The organism is Microbacterium sp. NPDC091662 (assembly GCF_044756705.1).
In the GTDB taxonomy this organism is placed as follows: domain Bacteria; phylum Actinomycetota; class Actinomycetes; order Actinomycetales; family Microbacteriaceae; genus Microbacterium.
This window is the reverse complement of record NZ_JBIVTM010000001.1, coordinates 1524423-1538772: the sequence shown is the minus strand read 5'-3', so window position 1 is coordinate 1538772 and position 14350 is coordinate 1524423. Positions and strand designations below refer to the sequence as shown.

Annotated in this window: 13 protein-coding genes and 1 tRNA gene; 11 read left to right on the top strand and 3 right to left on the bottom strand. The window is 68.2% G+C overall.

Annotation, left to right across the window (positions count from 1 at the left end; translation table 11 throughout):
• Window positions 1–44 precede the first annotated feature (44 nt).
• Window positions 45–1409 carry an NAD-dependent succinate-semialdehyde dehydrogenase gene (locus ACIQLD_RS07365; RefSeq protein ID WP_402606785.1) on the top strand — a complete coding sequence of 455 codons (1365 nt, stop codon included), beginning with the start codon at window positions 45–47 and terminating at the stop codon, window positions 1407–1409.
• A gap of 235 nt (window positions 1410–1644) precedes the next feature.
• Here the strand turns inward: ACIQLD_RS07365 and ACIQLD_RS07360 are convergent, their stop codons facing one another.
• Window positions 1645–1815, bottom strand: a complete 171-nt coding sequence (locus tag ACIQLD_RS07360) for a hypothetical protein (RefSeq protein WP_402606782.1) — start codon at window positions 1813–1815, stop codon at window positions 1645–1647.
• A 182-nt stretch (window positions 1816–1997) separates the two neighbouring features.
• Between ACIQLD_RS07360 and poxB the strand changes: the two genes are divergently transcribed.
• Entirely contained in the window at window positions 1998–3722 is a 1725-nt protein-coding gene (gene poxB, locus ACIQLD_RS07355; protein WP_402606780.1) for a ubiquinone-dependent pyruvate dehydrogenase, read from the top strand.
• 27 nt (window positions 3723–3749) lie between these two features.
• Here the strand turns inward: poxB and ACIQLD_RS07350 are convergent, their stop codons facing one another.
• Both ACIQLD_RS07350 and ACIQLD_RS07345 read right to left on the bottom strand, forming a co-directional pair.
• Window positions 3750–6548 (bottom strand): hypothetical protein, encoded by a 2799-nt coding sequence (locus ACIQLD_RS07350; protein ID WP_402606777.1) that lies wholly within the window; start codon window positions 6546–6548, stop codon window positions 3750–3752.
• Window positions 6549–6571: 23 nt separating this feature from the next.
• Window positions 6572–8395 (bottom strand): HSP90 family protein, encoded by a 1824-nt coding sequence (locus tag ACIQLD_RS07345; RefSeq protein ID WP_402606775.1) that lies wholly within the window; start codon window positions 8393–8395, stop codon window positions 6572–6574.
• Between the two features lie 195 nt (window positions 8396–8590).
• On the opposite strand from ACIQLD_RS07345, the gene ACIQLD_RS07340 reads away from it, so the two are divergent.
• From ACIQLD_RS07340 to ACIQLD_RS07300, 9 genes are all read left to right on the top strand, one after another.
• Window positions 8591–8663, top strand: a tRNA-Trp gene (locus ACIQLD_RS07340).
• 40 nt (window positions 8664–8703) lie between these two features.
• Window positions 8704–8976: a preprotein translocase subunit SecE gene (gene secE, locus ACIQLD_RS07335; RefSeq protein ID WP_387177980.1), complete on the top strand. Its 273-nt coding sequence runs from the start codon at window positions 8704–8706 to the stop codon at window positions 8974–8976.
• Between the two features lie 41 nt (window positions 8977–9017).
• Window positions 9018–10061 carry a transcription termination/antitermination protein NusG gene (gene nusG / locus ACIQLD_RS07330; RefSeq protein ID WP_402606772.1) on the top strand — a complete coding sequence of 348 codons (1044 nt, stop codon included), beginning with the start codon at window positions 9018–9020 and terminating at the stop codon, window positions 10059–10061.
• 299 nt (window positions 10062–10360) lie between these two features.
• Complete coding sequence (gene rplK, locus ACIQLD_RS07325) at window positions 10361–10792, top strand: 50S ribosomal protein L11 (RefSeq protein WP_056312763.1); 432 nt, start codon at window positions 10361–10363, stop codon at window positions 10790–10792.
• 11 nt (window positions 10793–10803) lie between these two features.
• Entirely contained in the window at window positions 10804–11493 is a 690-nt protein-coding gene (gene rplA / locus ACIQLD_RS07320; protein WP_017829144.1) for a 50S ribosomal protein L1, read from the top strand.
• A gap of 171 nt (window positions 11494–11664) precedes the next feature.
• Complete coding sequence (locus ACIQLD_RS07315; protein ID WP_402606768.1) at window positions 11665–12486, top strand: amino acid ABC transporter substrate-binding protein; 822 nt, start codon at window positions 11665–11667, stop codon at window positions 12484–12486.
• Window positions 12487–12489: 3 nt separating this feature from the next.
• Window positions 12490–13155 (top strand): amino acid ABC transporter permease, encoded by a 666-nt coding sequence (locus ACIQLD_RS07310; RefSeq protein ID WP_136040690.1) that lies wholly within the window; start codon window positions 12490–12492, stop codon window positions 13153–13155.
• Window positions 13142–13945, top strand: a complete 804-nt coding sequence (locus ACIQLD_RS07305) for an amino acid ABC transporter ATP-binding protein (RefSeq protein ID WP_402606765.1) — start codon at window positions 13142–13144, stop codon at window positions 13943–13945. The genes ACIQLD_RS07310 and ACIQLD_RS07305 overlap by 14 nt, the downstream gene beginning before the upstream one ends.
• A 48-nt stretch (window positions 13946–13993) precedes the next feature.
• Window positions 13994–14350, top strand: coding sequence for an iron chaperone (locus ACIQLD_RS07300; protein WP_402606762.1), 357 nt, complete (start codon window positions 13994–13996; stop codon window positions 14348–14350).

The window sequence follows — 14350 nt, the reverse complement described above, 5'->3', positions numbered from 1 at the left end:
GCCCGCGCAGTCGGGCCCCGCACCACCACACGAGAGGACATGTCATGACCGACTACGCCGTCATCAACCCCGCCACCGGAGAGACGCTGGCGTCCTTCGACACCTTCACGGACGCCCAGATCGATGAGGCGGTCGCCGCCGCCGACGAGGCCCACCGCGAGTGGTCGCGCTCCTCGACCGTAGCCGAGCGTGCGGCGCTCGTCCGTCGTGCGGCGGAGCTGCACCGCGAACGCCGCGAGGAGCTCGCCGACATCTTCGTGCGCGAGATGGGCAAGCCCCGCGAGGCCGCCCTCGGCGAGGTCGACTTCGCCGCCGACATCGCCGAATACTACGCCGACCAGGCGGAGTCGATCATGGCCGACCAGCCGATCGCGATCCTGGGGGAGGGGTCGGCGATCATCCGCCGTTCCTCGCTCGGCCCGCTCGTCGGCATCATGCCGTGGAACTTCCCGGCGTACCAGATCGTGCGCTTCGCCGCTCCGAACCTGATCGTCGGCAACACGATCCTGCTCAAGCCCGCACCGCAGTGCCCGGAGTCGTCGACCGCGATCGAGAAGATCTATCACGACGCCGGTTTCCCGAAGGGCGCCTACCAGAACGTGCTCGCCACGAACGAGCAGATCGCGACGATGATCGCCGACCCGCGCGTGCAGGGCGTCTCGCTCACCGGATCCGAGCGTGCAGGTGCCGCGGTCGCCGAGATCGCCGGCCGCAACCTCAAGAAGGTCGCGCTGGAGCTGGGCGGCTCCGACCCGTTCATCGTGCTCTCCACCGACGACCTCGACGCCACCGTGCAGGCCGGCGTCGACGCGCGGCTCGACAACAACGGGCAGGCCTGCAACGGCGCCAAGCGCTTCATCGTCGTGGACGGCCTGTACGACGCGTTCGTCGAGAAGTTCACGGCCGCGATGGCGGCGGTCGAGGCGACCGATCCCATGCTCGACGACACGGTCCTCGGGCCGGTGTCTTCCGAGACGGCTGCGGTCAACCTGCAGAAGCAGATCGACCAGGCGGTCGAGCAGGGAGCGACGCTCCTCACCGGCGGCACCCGTGACGGCGCGTTCTTCGCTCCGACCGTGCTGGCCGACGTGACGCCCGAGATGAACGTCTACCGCGAAGAGCTCTTCGGCCCCGCGGCGGTCGTCTACCGTGTGGCGGATGAGGACGCAGCGGTCGAGCTGGCGAACGACACCACGTTCGGCCTCGGCTCCTATGTCTTCACGACGGATGCCGAGCAGGCCGAGCGCGTTGCCGACAAGATCGAGGCGGGCATGGTCTACGTCAACCTCGTGCTCGCGGACAGCCCCGAGCTGCCGTTCGGCGGCGTCAAGCGCAGCGGCACGGCCCGCGAGCTGGGTCACCTGGCAGCGGACGAGTTCGTCAACAAGAAGCTCATCCGCATCGGCTGAGTTCGTCCGTCCGCGCGGTGGTCACGCTCCGGTCGCACTTTCTGTCGCTCGCCTCGTCCTGAGCCGACAGAAAGTGCGACCGGAGCGGACGCGGCGGGTCTTCGCCCCTGGATCCCCACGCTCAAGCGCGTCTACGTGCGCATCGCCCCGGCCTCGGTATCCGGGCGTGCGTTCCGTCGCAGTGCGGAGCCGGACCGGGATGGCGCTCAGGAGTACTGAGCACCATCCGTCGCCCTCACGCTGAGAAGACCTTCAGCTCGTCGGGGGTGAAGTAGTTCTGGGTCACATCCGTGATCCGCACGAGGTACTTCCCGCGCTTCTCGTCGATCGAGACCACGGTCCCGACATTTCCGGTCATCGTCGGGCCGGTGATCTGCACGGTGTCCCCGATGGCGAAGTCGCTCATCCTGCATCCTCTCGTCGTGCCGTGGCCCCGGAGGAACCGGAGAGCGTCTCGGCGTCGTCTGATGCTTCGAGGCTAGATCGCACGCCGCAGCGGGCAACAGTGTCGGATGTCGGCCCTTCGGGTGACATGTGTCACGGCCGCCGGACCGGCCATGCCTCCGTGCCCGGGCGTAGGGTCGAAGCATGGCCAACGTCGCTGAGAACATCGTCAAGACTCTGCACGCCAACGGGATCGACCGTGTCTACGGCATTCCCGGGGACTCGCTGAACGGCTTCACGGATGCGCTGCGCAAAGACGGCACGATCCGATGGGTGCATGTGCGGCACGAGGAATCCGCCGCGTTCGCCGCTGCCGCCGATGCCGCAACCACCGGCGACCTCGCCGTCGTCGCCGGATCCTGCGGGCCCGGGAACCTGCATCTGATCAACGGCCTCTACGACGCCAACCGCTCGCGCGTCCCCGTGCTCGCGATCGCCGCCCACATCCCCACCACCGAGATCGGCACCGGATACTTCCAGGAGACGCATCCGCAGGAGCTCTTCCGCGAGTGCAGCGTCTACGTCGAGTACGTCGCCGATCCGAAGCAGATGCCGCGCCTGATGGAGATCGCCATGCGTGCCGCGATCGAAGAGAGGGGGGTCGCGGTGCTCGTGATCCCCGGCGACGTCGCCCTGGCCGACATCGCCGACGATCGTGCCGTCGTGATCGAGCGCACCCGCCCCGTGATCGTGCCCAACCCGGCAGAGCTCGAGAAGGCGGCGACGCTGCTGAACGCCGCGAAGAAGGTCACGATCCTCGCCGGAGCGGGTGTCGAGGGCGCGCACGACGAGGTGATCGCGCTCGCCGACAAGCTGGGCGCCCCGATCGTGCATGCGCTCCGCGGCAAGGAGTTCATCGAGTACGACAACCCCTTCGATGTCGGGATGACGGGGCTTCTCGGCTTCGCCTCCGGCTTTCGGGCCATGGAGGCCGCCGACGCGCTGCTGGTGCTGGGCAGCGACTTCCCGTACGAGCAGTTCTACCCCGACAACGCCAAGACGATCCAGGTCGACATCCGAGGTGCTCAGCTCGGCAAGAGGCATCCGCTCGATCTGGGGCTGGTGGGTGATGTGCGCGCCACGGCCGACGCACTGCTGCCCCGGGTGGCGCGGAAGGAGGACCGCTCGCACCTCGACGATGCCACCGCCCACTACCGCAAGACGCGCAAGAAGCTCGACGAGCTGGCGGTGCCGGCCAAGGGCAAGCGACCCATCCACCCGCAGTACCTCGCCCGCCTCCTGGACGAGTACGCGGCCGATGACGCGATCTTCACGGCCGATGTGGGCTCGCCGACGGTGTGGGCGGCGCGGTACCTCTCGATGACCGAGAACCGACGTCTGATCGGCTCGTTCACGCACGGCTCCATGGCCAATGCGCTCATGCACGGCATCGGGGCGCAGGTCGCACACCCCGATCGCCAGGTCGTCGCGCTGGCTGGTGACGGCGGGCTGTCGATGATGCTCGGCGAGCTGCTCTCCCTGACCCAGAACAAGCTGCCCGTGAAGACCATCGTGGTCAACAACTCGTCACTGAACTTCGTCGAGCTCGAGATGAAGGCCGCCGGCTTCGTGACGTACGGGACGGGGCTGGACAACCCCAGCTTCGCGGCGATCGCCGAGGCGATGGGGATCTTCGCGCGTCGGGTGGAGCGGAGCGAGGATCTCCCCGATGCCGTCCGCGAAGTGCTGGCCCATGACGGTCCCGCCCTGCTCGACGTGGTCACCGAGCGCCAGGAGCTCTCGATGCCGCCCGCGATCGAGGCCGCGCAGGTCAAGGGCTTCGCGCTCTATGCGATCCGCACGGTCATGTCCGGGCGCGGCGATGAGCTCCTCGACCTCGCGAAGGCGAACTGGCGCCAGCTCTTCTGAGCCGGCGCCGCTTCGCGGGATCGGTGCTCAGCTCTCCAGGTGCGCGCGGACCTCGGCGGCCTCGCCGTGACGGCCGAGCGCCTCGAGTACGTTGCCGAGTTCGAGGGCGGACACCTGCAGCAACGGCGGGTGGCCGGCCGCGTGCTCGATGGCGCTGCGGTAGACCGGGACGGCATCGGCTGAGCGTTCGTTGCCGGCGAGCACCCGCGCCGCGAACAGCTCGGAGCCGCCGGCGGAGCCCTGGTCTCCGAGCGCCGCGAAGCCGTCGGCCGCGGTGAGCGCGGCGGAGACCGCCTCATCGATCCGGCCGAGCTCGGCCAGAGCCCGTGCGCGGGAGTCGGTCACATCCGCGAGGAGCCACTCCGCCTCGTGCTGCTGCGCGAGGGCGGCGACTTCGTCGAAGAGTCCGAACGCCCGCTCATCGCTGCGCCCGCCGTAGGCCTGGCCGAGGCTGTGCAGGACCTCGGTGAGCGCACCGACGGCATCGGGTGCCCGGCGCACGATCTCGGCGGCCGATTCGAGCAGCGCGATCGCGTCATCGTGCTCGTCGAAGCGCGCGAGGATCTTGGCCTGCTCCGTCATCGACATCGCCTGGTCCGCGTGCTCCTCGGCCTGGGCGAACAGCTCGGAGGCGTAGCCGTGCGCGCCGACCGACTGACCGAACTCGCCGGCGGCGCTCAGCGCGCGCGCGAGCATCGACGCGGTCATGGCGCGAGAGCCGGCGGGCACGTCGGCCTCCTCCTCGCGCTGCAGCACGTCGCCGAAGAGCTCCGCCGCCTCTTCCGCATCGCCGACGCGCAGCATGGCACGGGCGAGCCGGAAGTCGAGTCCGGTCGTGTCGCCTCCCGCTTCGCCGCCGAGCCGAGCCGCGAGGCGATAGCGCGAGACAGCCTTCTCCGGCTCGTCCGCGTCCTCCCAGAGGGCTCCGGCGAGCAGGTGCGCGTCGCCGAGTGCGCGGGTGGCCCCGAGCTCGGCGAGCAGTCGGCAGGCCTCATCGGCGTCTGCTGCGCCCTCCACATAGGTGTTTCCGCCGCCGCGCACTCGTGCCCGGGTCTGCAGCGCCTGCGCCCGGTGGCCGGTGCTGAGGTCGTCCTGGGCGAGGAAGCGGTCGAGCAGCGCGCTTCCCGCTTCGAGGTCGCCCTTGCTCAGCACGGCCGAGATGGCCAGCAGCGTCGTGGTGTTCGTCAGCCGGGTGTCCTCGGCTTCGGCGAACGATCGCGCGGCGACCTCGGCGTGATCGAGCGCGGCGTCGGGTTCGCCGGACTGCAGGTGCAGGGCGGCGCGGCTGATCGCGAGGTCGCCGCGCGTCCAGGCGGGAAGGCCGTCCGAAGCGCCGATCTCCTCCTCGAGGGCGGCGGTCGTCTCCGGGGTGTTCAGACCGAACGTCGCGAGGCCGATGCGCTCCTCGAGATCGGCCTGCACATCGCGGCCGGCCGCGCGCAGAGCGGCGACACGCTCCGGAAGCAGCTGCAGGGCCTCCTCGGCGCGATCGAGGGCGATCAGGATCCCCAGGCGCATCGAGAGCAGCTGGGCGCGCTTGGCGGGGTCCTCGACCTCGAGAGCGCGGGGCAGAGCCTCGAGCGTCTCGTGCTCGGCGCCGAACTGGGCGAGCTGCATGGCCCGCTCGAACCATCCGTCGGCGTCGACCGGTGTGGTCGTGGGTGCGGCGGCGACGAAGGCGTCGGAGCGGATCGGCACGTCGTACTGCTCGTCGGCCAGTACACGCATCCGCTCCAGGCTGCGGGCGTGCCCGTCCGTTCCGTCACGCCCGTCGAAGCCCGCCCCGATGCGCTCCGCAGCGGTCCACGCGGCCGCCGCGAGATCGGCAGCGCTCCAGGTGCCGTCGTGCTCGCCGAAGAACGGGACGAGGGCGGCCGACTCCGCGCCGCGCACAGGAGTGTCTCCGTGCCCGGCGGACGTCACCCGGTCGAGCGCCACGGCGAGGGCCGCGAGAGCTGCGAAATGGGCGTCGACGTTCAGGCCGTCATGCGCGAGCCAAGAGATGTGCTTCTCGACCAGTGCGAGCGCGCGGGCCTCGTTGCCCGTGATCGCCGCGAACACGATGTTGTTGGCCACGATGCGCAGGTTGTCGGGGTTGTCCTTCGCCAGCCGGTAGCTGCGCAGGTGCGCGGTCTTCGCCTCGTCGACGCGCCCGGCACGCAGGTAGGGCAGCAGCACGCGCGAGAGCGCATGCTCCGGCTCTTCACCGCAGGAGAAGCCGCCCTCGATCATCTCCTCGACGAGCACGATCGCCTCCGCGTCGCGGTCGGTGTCCGCGAAGAAACCCGCGATCTGGCTGCGTCCGCAGGCGTCGCAGTGGCTGTGGTCATCGCGCGGCGTCGCCTCCAGCTGCACGCGCAGCGCCTCGGCCTCGTCCATGCGGCCGGCATCCCAGGCATCTTCGAAACGTGCCGTGAGCACGCCGCTGACGCCGAGGCCCGCGGCACGGTAGTGCGACTCCATGTCGTCGAGCACGGCCGCGATCTGTTCCTGCGAGAACGCGGGGGAGGAACGCAGCGACGACGCCATCCACTTGAACTGCCACATCAGGTCGGCGCCGCCGTTGTCGAGGTCGGCGGGAAAGCGCTGCGGGTCTGCGTCGTGATGGGCGAGACACCACGCGAACGAGTTGAGCATGACGTCGGTCGCACCGTTCATGTTCGCCGACGCGGTCTGGCGCATCCGGGCCTCGTACTCGAGGCGCTCGTCGCCGATCTCGACGGCCAGGGCCACGGCCTCCGAGACCAGGGCCTGCTCTGCGGGGCCCCAGGGGGTACGGTCGATCTCCTCGATCAGCTGCTGGAAGCGCTTCTTCGGACGTGCCATGGACGGAACCTTTCGGGGGAGAGTCAGCGGGCGTCGCCGAAGGGGATGGTGTCACCCTCCAGTCCGGCCGAGAGCGAGACGAGGTCGGCGAGGGCGCTGGTCATCAGCGCCCGGTCGGCGTCGGCGAGGGGGTGGTGCCCGGCGAGCAGCGCCTGGATGTAGAGGAGCTGCACGGTGCGGGCGAACACCGCGTCATCGTTCACGTGCACCAGCGCACGCACGACACGATTCGACCAGTTCAGGCACAGTCGGGCGCGGAGGTCGTCTTCGCGCGCGGACGACAGGGTCTGGTCGATGCGATCCAGCACGCCGCCCCACAGGGCCCCGGTGACGCCCTTGGTGCGTCCGCGGTCGATCGCCCGCAGCACCTCGGGGTCGGCCACGTAGAGTCCGGCCAGGTCGGGGCGGTCGATGGACCGCACGACGACGGAGCAGTCGGACGCCGCGAGCACGGCGCCGGCACGTGCCTCGAGGGCGACGGCCGCGTCGCGGTCATCGAGGGGCGGAGGGTCGAGGCGGTCGAGCTCGCCCGTGACGTCGACCTGCTCGACGGATACGTGCGGGTAGAGGTCGGGCAGCATCCGGACCAGGTCGGCGTCGTAGAGGTAGCCGCCGTTGACGAGCACCTCGTCGGAGGGGGAGATGCCGGCAACCTGGCGGAATTCGTCCACGCTCTGCGCGTAGCGGATGTGCGGGTACCTCTCGACGAGGTCGCCGATCCGCAGTGTGCCGTGCGTCGTCTCGACGGTCAGCCATCGGGAGATGAAGTGGGCGAGCTCCTCGTCGTGGCGCACCAGCGATTTGAGGCCGACCTCGTGCACGGCGACGAACTGCGCGAGACGGTGGGGTTCGCGCAGCCCCAGCTCGAGCACCCAGCGGCGGATGCCGGCGCCCAACTGCTCTCGCACGCGTTCGAGTGCCACGTCCTCGACGAGCGATTCCCTGCTCGCGGTGGGAGCGAGACCGGTGGAATCGACCACGGCGCGCACGAAGAAGGCCCAGTCGGGGAGCACGTCGTCGACGCGCTCGGAGAGCAGCATCCGCCCCAGGTACATGCGCGTGGCCTGGCGTGCACCGGGAGGCGGGGCGAAGGGCAGCACGTAGGCGAGGCCGCGCGTGCCCGTGGCGGGCTCGCTCAGCTCGATGACGTCGAGCGGACTCGCGCCGAGGAGGTCGCGACCGTAGCCGATCGCGGCTTCGGGGTGCTGCGCGGCGTCGAGGAACGGGGCGTCTCGGGTGATGTCGATGTCGCCGGCGGCGGTGTCGATCGTGACGCGCACCGGCAGGAACTCCCCGAATGTCGTCGCGAGCTCGTGCACGGCGGCTGGGCGCAGCAACTCATCGGCATCGAAGCGCGGCACGAGATGCACGCTGGTCCCGATCGGCAGCTCCTCGTCGATCTCGGCCACCTGGAACGTGCCGTCGGCACTGCCGGTCCACTCGACCGAGGCGCCGCCGCGGGCGCTGCGCGAGCGGATGACGATCGTGTCGGCGACCATGAAGCAGCTGAGCAGGCCGATGCCGAACTGCCCGAGGTAGTCGCTGCGCGGGAGGTCGAAGATGTCGCGCTTGGAGCTGCGACCCACGGTCGCCAGCAGGTCGGCGACCTCCGTCGCCGTCAACCCCACGCCGTCGTCGCGCAGCACGAACTCGCCGTTCTCGGCGGTCAGCGGAGTGATCCGGATGCGGCCGCCTCCGCCATCCAGCTCGCGGCGGGCGGTGATCGCGTCGCGGGCGTTCTGCAACAGCTCCCGCAGATACACACGAGGACCGGAGTAGATGTGCCGGCTGAGCAGATCGACGACTCCGCGCAGATCCACCTGGAACTGCTGCACTTCAGCGCTCACCGGCGCTCCCTCCTCCTGCATACGCTCGCTGAGCCTAACAAGAACACGCCATCGCGACTCCGGTTCGGCGCGACCGGATCGATGCCGTATGCTTGTGGGGCAGTTGTTGTCTGCATTCTTTCGCCATGCCTGGGGTCTTCCGATCACAGCTACGGTGGCAGAGTGGGGAGAACACCCCGAGACCTCCCGGTCTCTAGGGCGGTAGCTCAATTGGCAGAGCAGCGGTCTCCAAAACCGCAGGTTGCAGGTTCGATTCCTGTCCGCCCTGCGCGTCAGCGCAACGCTGACACACGAAAGGTACATTCAGGATGGATCAGGACGAACCGCGCGGCGAGGTCGTCGCGGCCGGCGCCACCCGCGAGAAGAAGGGCAACCCCTTCTCCCGGTTCTTCGGGAGCATCGCCCTGTTCATCCGCCAGGTCATCGCCGAGCTCCGCAAGGTCGTCACCCCGACTCGCAAGGAGCTGTTCAAGTTCACCGGGGTGGTGCTCGTCTTCGTTCTGATCGTCATGGGCATCGTCTACGGCTTGGACACGCTGTTCGCGTTCGTGACGCACTGGGTGTTCGGAATCCCTGGCTGATGACCCCCGCGGCTCGCGCCGCAGCTATGGAGAAAAACAACGTGTCTGAACGATATTCCGACGACGCCGACTGGGCGACCGCCGCAGAGCAGTCCAGCGAGGAAGACGAAGCCCAGGAGGGCAACGTCCTCGCCGAGGAAGAGCTCTCGGTCACCTCGGCTGAGCATGTCGCGGTCCACGTCGAAGACGAGGACGGCGAAGAGGACGACACGGCTGACATCGACATCGACATCGACGACCCGGAGGCGGACGCGATCGTGAACGACGCTCTCAACCTGGACGAAGCGGCTGAGTCTGAGGCTGCCGCTGAAGTCCTCAACGAATCTGTGGCCGAAGAGGCCGCCGACCTCGACGCGGCTGCGGCCGACGAGGTCACCCCCTACGACGGGCCCGACCTCGGCGCCGACGACGCGCAGGGCGACGAGGACTCCTCGACGGACGAAGGCGACGAGGACGCCGAGGAAGACCCGTACGAGGCCTTCCGCATGGACCTCCGCATGCTCCCGGGCAAGTGGTACGTCATCCACTCCTACGCCGGTTTCGAGCGCAAGGTGAAGGCCAACATCGAGCAGCGCAAGTCGACGCTCGAGGTCGAGGACGAGATCTACCAGATCGAGGTCCCGATGGAAGACGTGGTCGAGATCAAGAACGGCCAGCGCAAGATGGTCACCCGCGTGCGCATCCCCGGCTACGTGCTGGTGCGCATGGAGCTCACGGAAGACACCTGGTCGGTCGTGCGTCACACCCCGGGTGTCACCGGCTTCGTGGGCAACGCCCACAACCCGACGCCGCTGCGTTTCGAAGAGGCCTTCAACATGCTGAAGTCGCTCGTCGAGGTCAAGGACGTTCCCACGGCCAAGAACATCGCGTCGAAGGGCGGCGTCGCCGTCGCTCGTCCGCTGCCCGCCGAGGTCGACTTCGAGGTCGGCGAGACCATCACGATCAAGGAGGGCTCGTTCGCAGGTCTTCCCGGTTCGATCAGCGAGATCAAGCCCGAGAGCGGCAAGCTCACTGTCCTCGTCTCGCTCTTCGAGCGCGAGACCCCGGTCGAGCTGTCGTTCGACCAGGTCACCAAGATGGTCTGACACACTCCTCACGAGAACGGCCGTCCCTTTCGGGGCGGCCGTTCTCGCGTCCGCGTCGTGAAGGCGTCCTTCGGGGCGTTCCGGTCGCACTTGGTGTCGCGCGATCGTCCGCCGGGCGGCAGCAAATGCGACCGGAGTGACTGGGGAGCGATGCGAGGGCCGCAGGACTCCTCCGTATCGGGTAGACTTGTGTGGTTTGTGCGACGTTTCGGCGTGCGCAGAGACGACCACGTTCCGGAACCGCCGGATCTGTGGGAGAAGCGGATGCTCCGGCATCCGATTCGATGAAAGGAAAGAGAATGGCACCGAAGAAGAAGGTGACCGGCCTGATCAAGCTTCAGATCAACGCCGGTGCAGCCAACCCGGCGCCGCCGATCGGCCCCGCGCTCGGTCAGCATGGCGTCAACATCATGGAGTTCTGCAAGGCGTACAACGCCGCGACCGAGTCGCAGCGCGGCAACGTCATCCCCGTCGAGATCACCGTCTACGAGGACCGCAGCTTCACGTTCATCCTGAAGACCCCGCCTGCTGCGGAGCTCATCAAGAAGGCTGCCGGCGTCCCCAAGGGCTCCGCGACCCCGCACACCGTCAAGGTCGCGAAGATCACCAAGGACCAGGTCCGTCAGATCGCCGAGACCAAGCAGGCCGACCTGAACGCGAACGACATCGAGGCCGCCTCGAAGATCATCGCCGGCACCGCCCGTTCCATGGGCATCACGGTCGAGGGCTGAGGAGAATAATCATGGCTACCAAGTCCAAGGCTTACAAGGCTGCCGCCGAGAAGATCGAGGCAGACCGTTTCTACACCCCGACCGAGGCCGTCGCCCTCGCGAAGGAGACCGGCTCGTCGAAGTTCGACTCGACCGTCGAGGTCGCGCTGAAGCTCGCCGTCGACCCCCGCAAGGCAGACCAGATGGTGCGCGGCACCGTCATCCTGCCCCACGGCACCGGTAAGACCGCCCGCGTCATCGTCTTCGCCACCGGCCCCGCGGCCGAGGCTGCGATCGCCGCAGGTGCAGATGAGGTCGGCGGCGCCGAGCTCATCCAGAAGGTCGCCGATGGCTGGACCAACTTCGACGCCGCTGTCTCCACCCCGGAGCTCATGGGCCAGGTCGGTCGTCTCGGAAAGGTGCTCGGACCGCGTGGTCTGATGCCGAACCCGAAGACCGGCACCGTGACCCCGAACCCGGCCAAGGCCGTCGAGGAGATCAAGGGCGGAAAGATCGAGTTCCGTGTCGACAAGCACGCCAACGTGCACTTCGTCGTCGGCAAGGCGTCCTTCACCGCAGAGCAGCTGAACGAGAACATCGGCGCAGCGCTCGAGGAGATCGTCCGCCTCAAGCCGTCGAGCTCGAAGGGCCGTTACATCCAGAAGGGTGCGGTGTCGACCACGTTCGGCCCCGGCATCCCGCTGGACGTCAACTCCATCTGAGTCTGACTCTCTGAAACGCCCCCGGGTCCGCCCGGGGGCGTTTCTGCGTCCTCGCACATCCGCGAAACGAAACGTCATCGGATGCGGCGAACCGCCGGGTGACACGTACTGTGGGGGAGTTCCCGCGACGGTCGCGTAAACTCGCACCGCGCTTCACACCCAGGAGGGTTCATGTCCCGTCGTCTCATCGCCGTCACTGCACTCGTCGTCGCCGCTGCGGCGCTCACGGCCTGCAGCGGATCGAGCACGCCCGCGAGCACCTCCGGCAGCGGCGACAGCTCCGCGAGCTCCGACTTCGGCCTCGTGCAGGACGGCACGCTCACGGTCGCGACCGAGGGCACCTATCGTCCCTTCAGCTTCCACGGTGACGGCGGCTCGGGTGACCTCACCGGTTTCGACGTCGAGATCATCCAGGCGGTCGCCGACAAGCTCGGCCTCGAGGTGAAGTTCCAGGAGACGCAGTGGGATGCGATCTTCGCCGGACTGGATGCCGGGCGTTTCGACGTCATCGCGAACCAGGTCTCCATCAATGACGAGCGCGAGGCGAAGTATCTCTTCAGCACTCCGTACACGGTCTCGCCCGGTGTGATCGTCGTCGCCGAGGACGACGACTCGATCTCGTCGTTCGACGATCTCGACGGCAAGACCACGGCGCAGTCACTCACGAGCAACTGGTACGAGCTGGCCACCGAATCGGGCGCCAAGGTCGAAGCTGTCGAGGGGTGGGCTCAGGCCGTCGAGCTGCTGCGTCAGGGGCGCGTGGATGCGACCGTGAACGACAAGCTGACGTTCCTCGATTACGAGACCACCAACAGCCCCACCGGGCTGAAGATCGCGGCCGAGACCGATGAGGCGGGGGAGCAGGCCTTCGTGTTCACGAAGGACAAGGAGGCGCTCGTCGAGGCTGTCGACGGCGCTCTCGAGGAGCTTCGCGCCGACGGGACCCTGGCCGAGATCAGCGAGAAGTACTTCGGCGAAGACGTCACCAAGTAGTCGATGGAGAGTCCCTGGCAGCTGTTTTTCGATTCGCTCGGGCCGATCGCCTGGGCGGGTCTGACGGCGACGGTTCCGCTCGCGCTGGTCTCGTTCGTGCTGGGGCTCGTGATCGCGGTCGGTGTCGCGCTGATGCGCATCTCGGTGCACCCGGTCGTGTCGGGCGTGGCGCGCTTCTACATCTCGGTGATCCGGGGCACGCCGATGCTCGTGCAGCTGTTCGTGATCTTCTACGGCATGCCGTCGATCGGGATCACGCTCGACCCGTGGCCGAGTGCGATCATCGCCCTGTCGCTCAACGTCGGCGGCTACGGGGCCGAGGTCGTGCGGGCCGCGATCCTCTCGGTGCCGAAGGGGCAGTGGGAGGCCGCGTACACGGTCGGCATGAACCGCACCCGTACGCTCACCCGCATCATCCTGCCGCAGGCGGCGAGGGTGTCGGTGCCGCCGCTGTCGAACACGTTCATCTCGCTCGTCAAGGACACGTCTCTCACCTCGCTGATCCTGGTGACAGAGCTGTTCAAGGTGGCGCAACAGATCGCCGCGACGACGCTCGAGTTCATGGTCGTCTACCTGGCCGCAGCGCTGGTCTACTGGGTGTTCTGCCTGGTGCTGTCGTTCGGCCAGAGCGCTCTCGAGAGGAGGCTGGACAGTCGTGTCGCACACTGACAACATTCCCGAGGCGCTGCTCACCGCGCGCGGACTCCACAAGAGCTTCGGCGACAACGAGGTGCTCCGCGGCATCGACCTGACACTGCACCGCGGCGAGGTCGTCGTGCTCATCGGCCCGAGCGGTTCGGGCAAGACCACGGTGCTCCGTGCGCTCAACGGGCTCGAGACGCCGGACGCCGGCACGATCGTCGTCGCAGGCGGCCCCGAGATCGACTTCGCGACGGAGGCGGCGTCGAAGCCCCGCGAGCGCAAACAGAAGCGGCTGGCGCTGCGCGACCGTTCCGCGATGGTGTTCCAGCACCACAACCTCTTCCCGCATCTCACGGTGCTCGAGAACGTCATCGAAGGACCGTGGCGGGTGCAGGGTCGCCCCAGGGCCGAGGTCGTGTCCGAGGCGCTCGTGCTGCTCGACCGCGTGGGGTTGGCCGACAAGGCCGATGCCCGTCCGCATCAGCTCTCCGGCGGTCAGCAGCAACGGGTCGGGATCGTCCGGGCGCTCGCGCTCAAGCCCGATCTGCTGCTTTTCGATGAGCCGACCAGTGCGCTCGATCCGGAGCTCGTGGGCGAGGTGCTCCTGGTCATCAAGGAGCTCGCCGACGAGAACTGGACGATGGCGGTCGTGACCCACGAACTGAGCTTCGCCCGAGAGGCCGCCGACCACGTGCTGTTCATGGATGGCGGTGTCGTCGTGGAGCAGGGTCCGCCCGCAGAGATCTTCACAGCGCCGAAGCACGAGCGCACGCAACGGTTCCTCACCCGCATCATGCGCCCGCTCGACGGCGCCTGATCCGGCGACCTTCTCGCCATGCGCACGGATCGGTGGCAGGATGCCATCGTGGGAACCATCGACGACTACCTCGCAGCGCTCGCCGCCGCCGATCGCGAGGCGATCGATCGGGTCTACGCGGTCGCCCGCCAGGAGGCGCCCGATGCGGAACAGGGCACGGGCTATGGCATGCCCGCGCTCGTGTACCGCGGCAAGGCGCTCCTCTCGGTGATGCGCGCCAAGAAGCACATCGGCATCTACCCGTTCAGCCCGGATGCGGTCGCGGCGGTCGCGGGGCTTCTCGATGGACTCCCGGGCATCAGCGTCGACAAGGGGACCATCCGGTTCCAGCCCGAGCATCCGATCCGGCTCGATGTGCTCGAGAGCCTCGTCCGCACGCGGCTCGCCCAGATCGACGAGGCCTGA

Excerpts from the sequence above, each read along its gene's own strand:
- ACIQLD_RS07365 (WP_402606785.1), top strand. The coding sequence starts at position 45 with ATGACCGACTACGCCGTCATCAACCCCGCCACCGGAGAGACGCTGGCG.
- ACIQLD_RS07350 (WP_402606777.1), bottom strand. The coding sequence starts at position 6,548 with ATGGCACGTCCGAAGAAGCGCTTCCAGCAGCTGATCGAGGAGATCGAC.
- secE (WP_387177980.1), top strand. The coding sequence starts at position 8,704 with ATGGATCAGGACGAACCGCGCGGCGAGGTCGTCGCGGCCGGCGCCACC.
- poxB (WP_402606780.1), top strand. The coding sequence starts at position 1,998 with ATGGCCAACGTCGCTGAGAACATCGTCAAGACTCTGCACGCCAACGGG.
- rplK (WP_056312763.1), top strand. The coding sequence starts at position 10,361 with ATGGCACCGAAGAAGAAGGTGACCGGCCTGATCAAGCTTCAGATCAAC.
- rplA (WP_017829144.1), top strand. The coding sequence starts at position 10,804 with ATGGCTACCAAGTCCAAGGCTTACAAGGCTGCCGCCGAGAAGATCGAG.
- ACIQLD_RS07360 (WP_402606782.1), bottom strand. The coding sequence starts at position 1,815 with ATGAGCGACTTCGCCATCGGGGACACCGTGCAGATCACCGGCCCGACG.
- ACIQLD_RS07310 (WP_136040690.1), top strand. The coding sequence starts at position 12,490 with ATGGAGAGTCCCTGGCAGCTGTTTTTCGATTCGCTCGGGCCGATCGCC.
- ACIQLD_RS07315 (WP_402606768.1), top strand. The coding sequence starts at position 11,665 with ATGTCCCGTCGTCTCATCGCCGTCACTGCACTCGTCGTCGCCGCTGCG.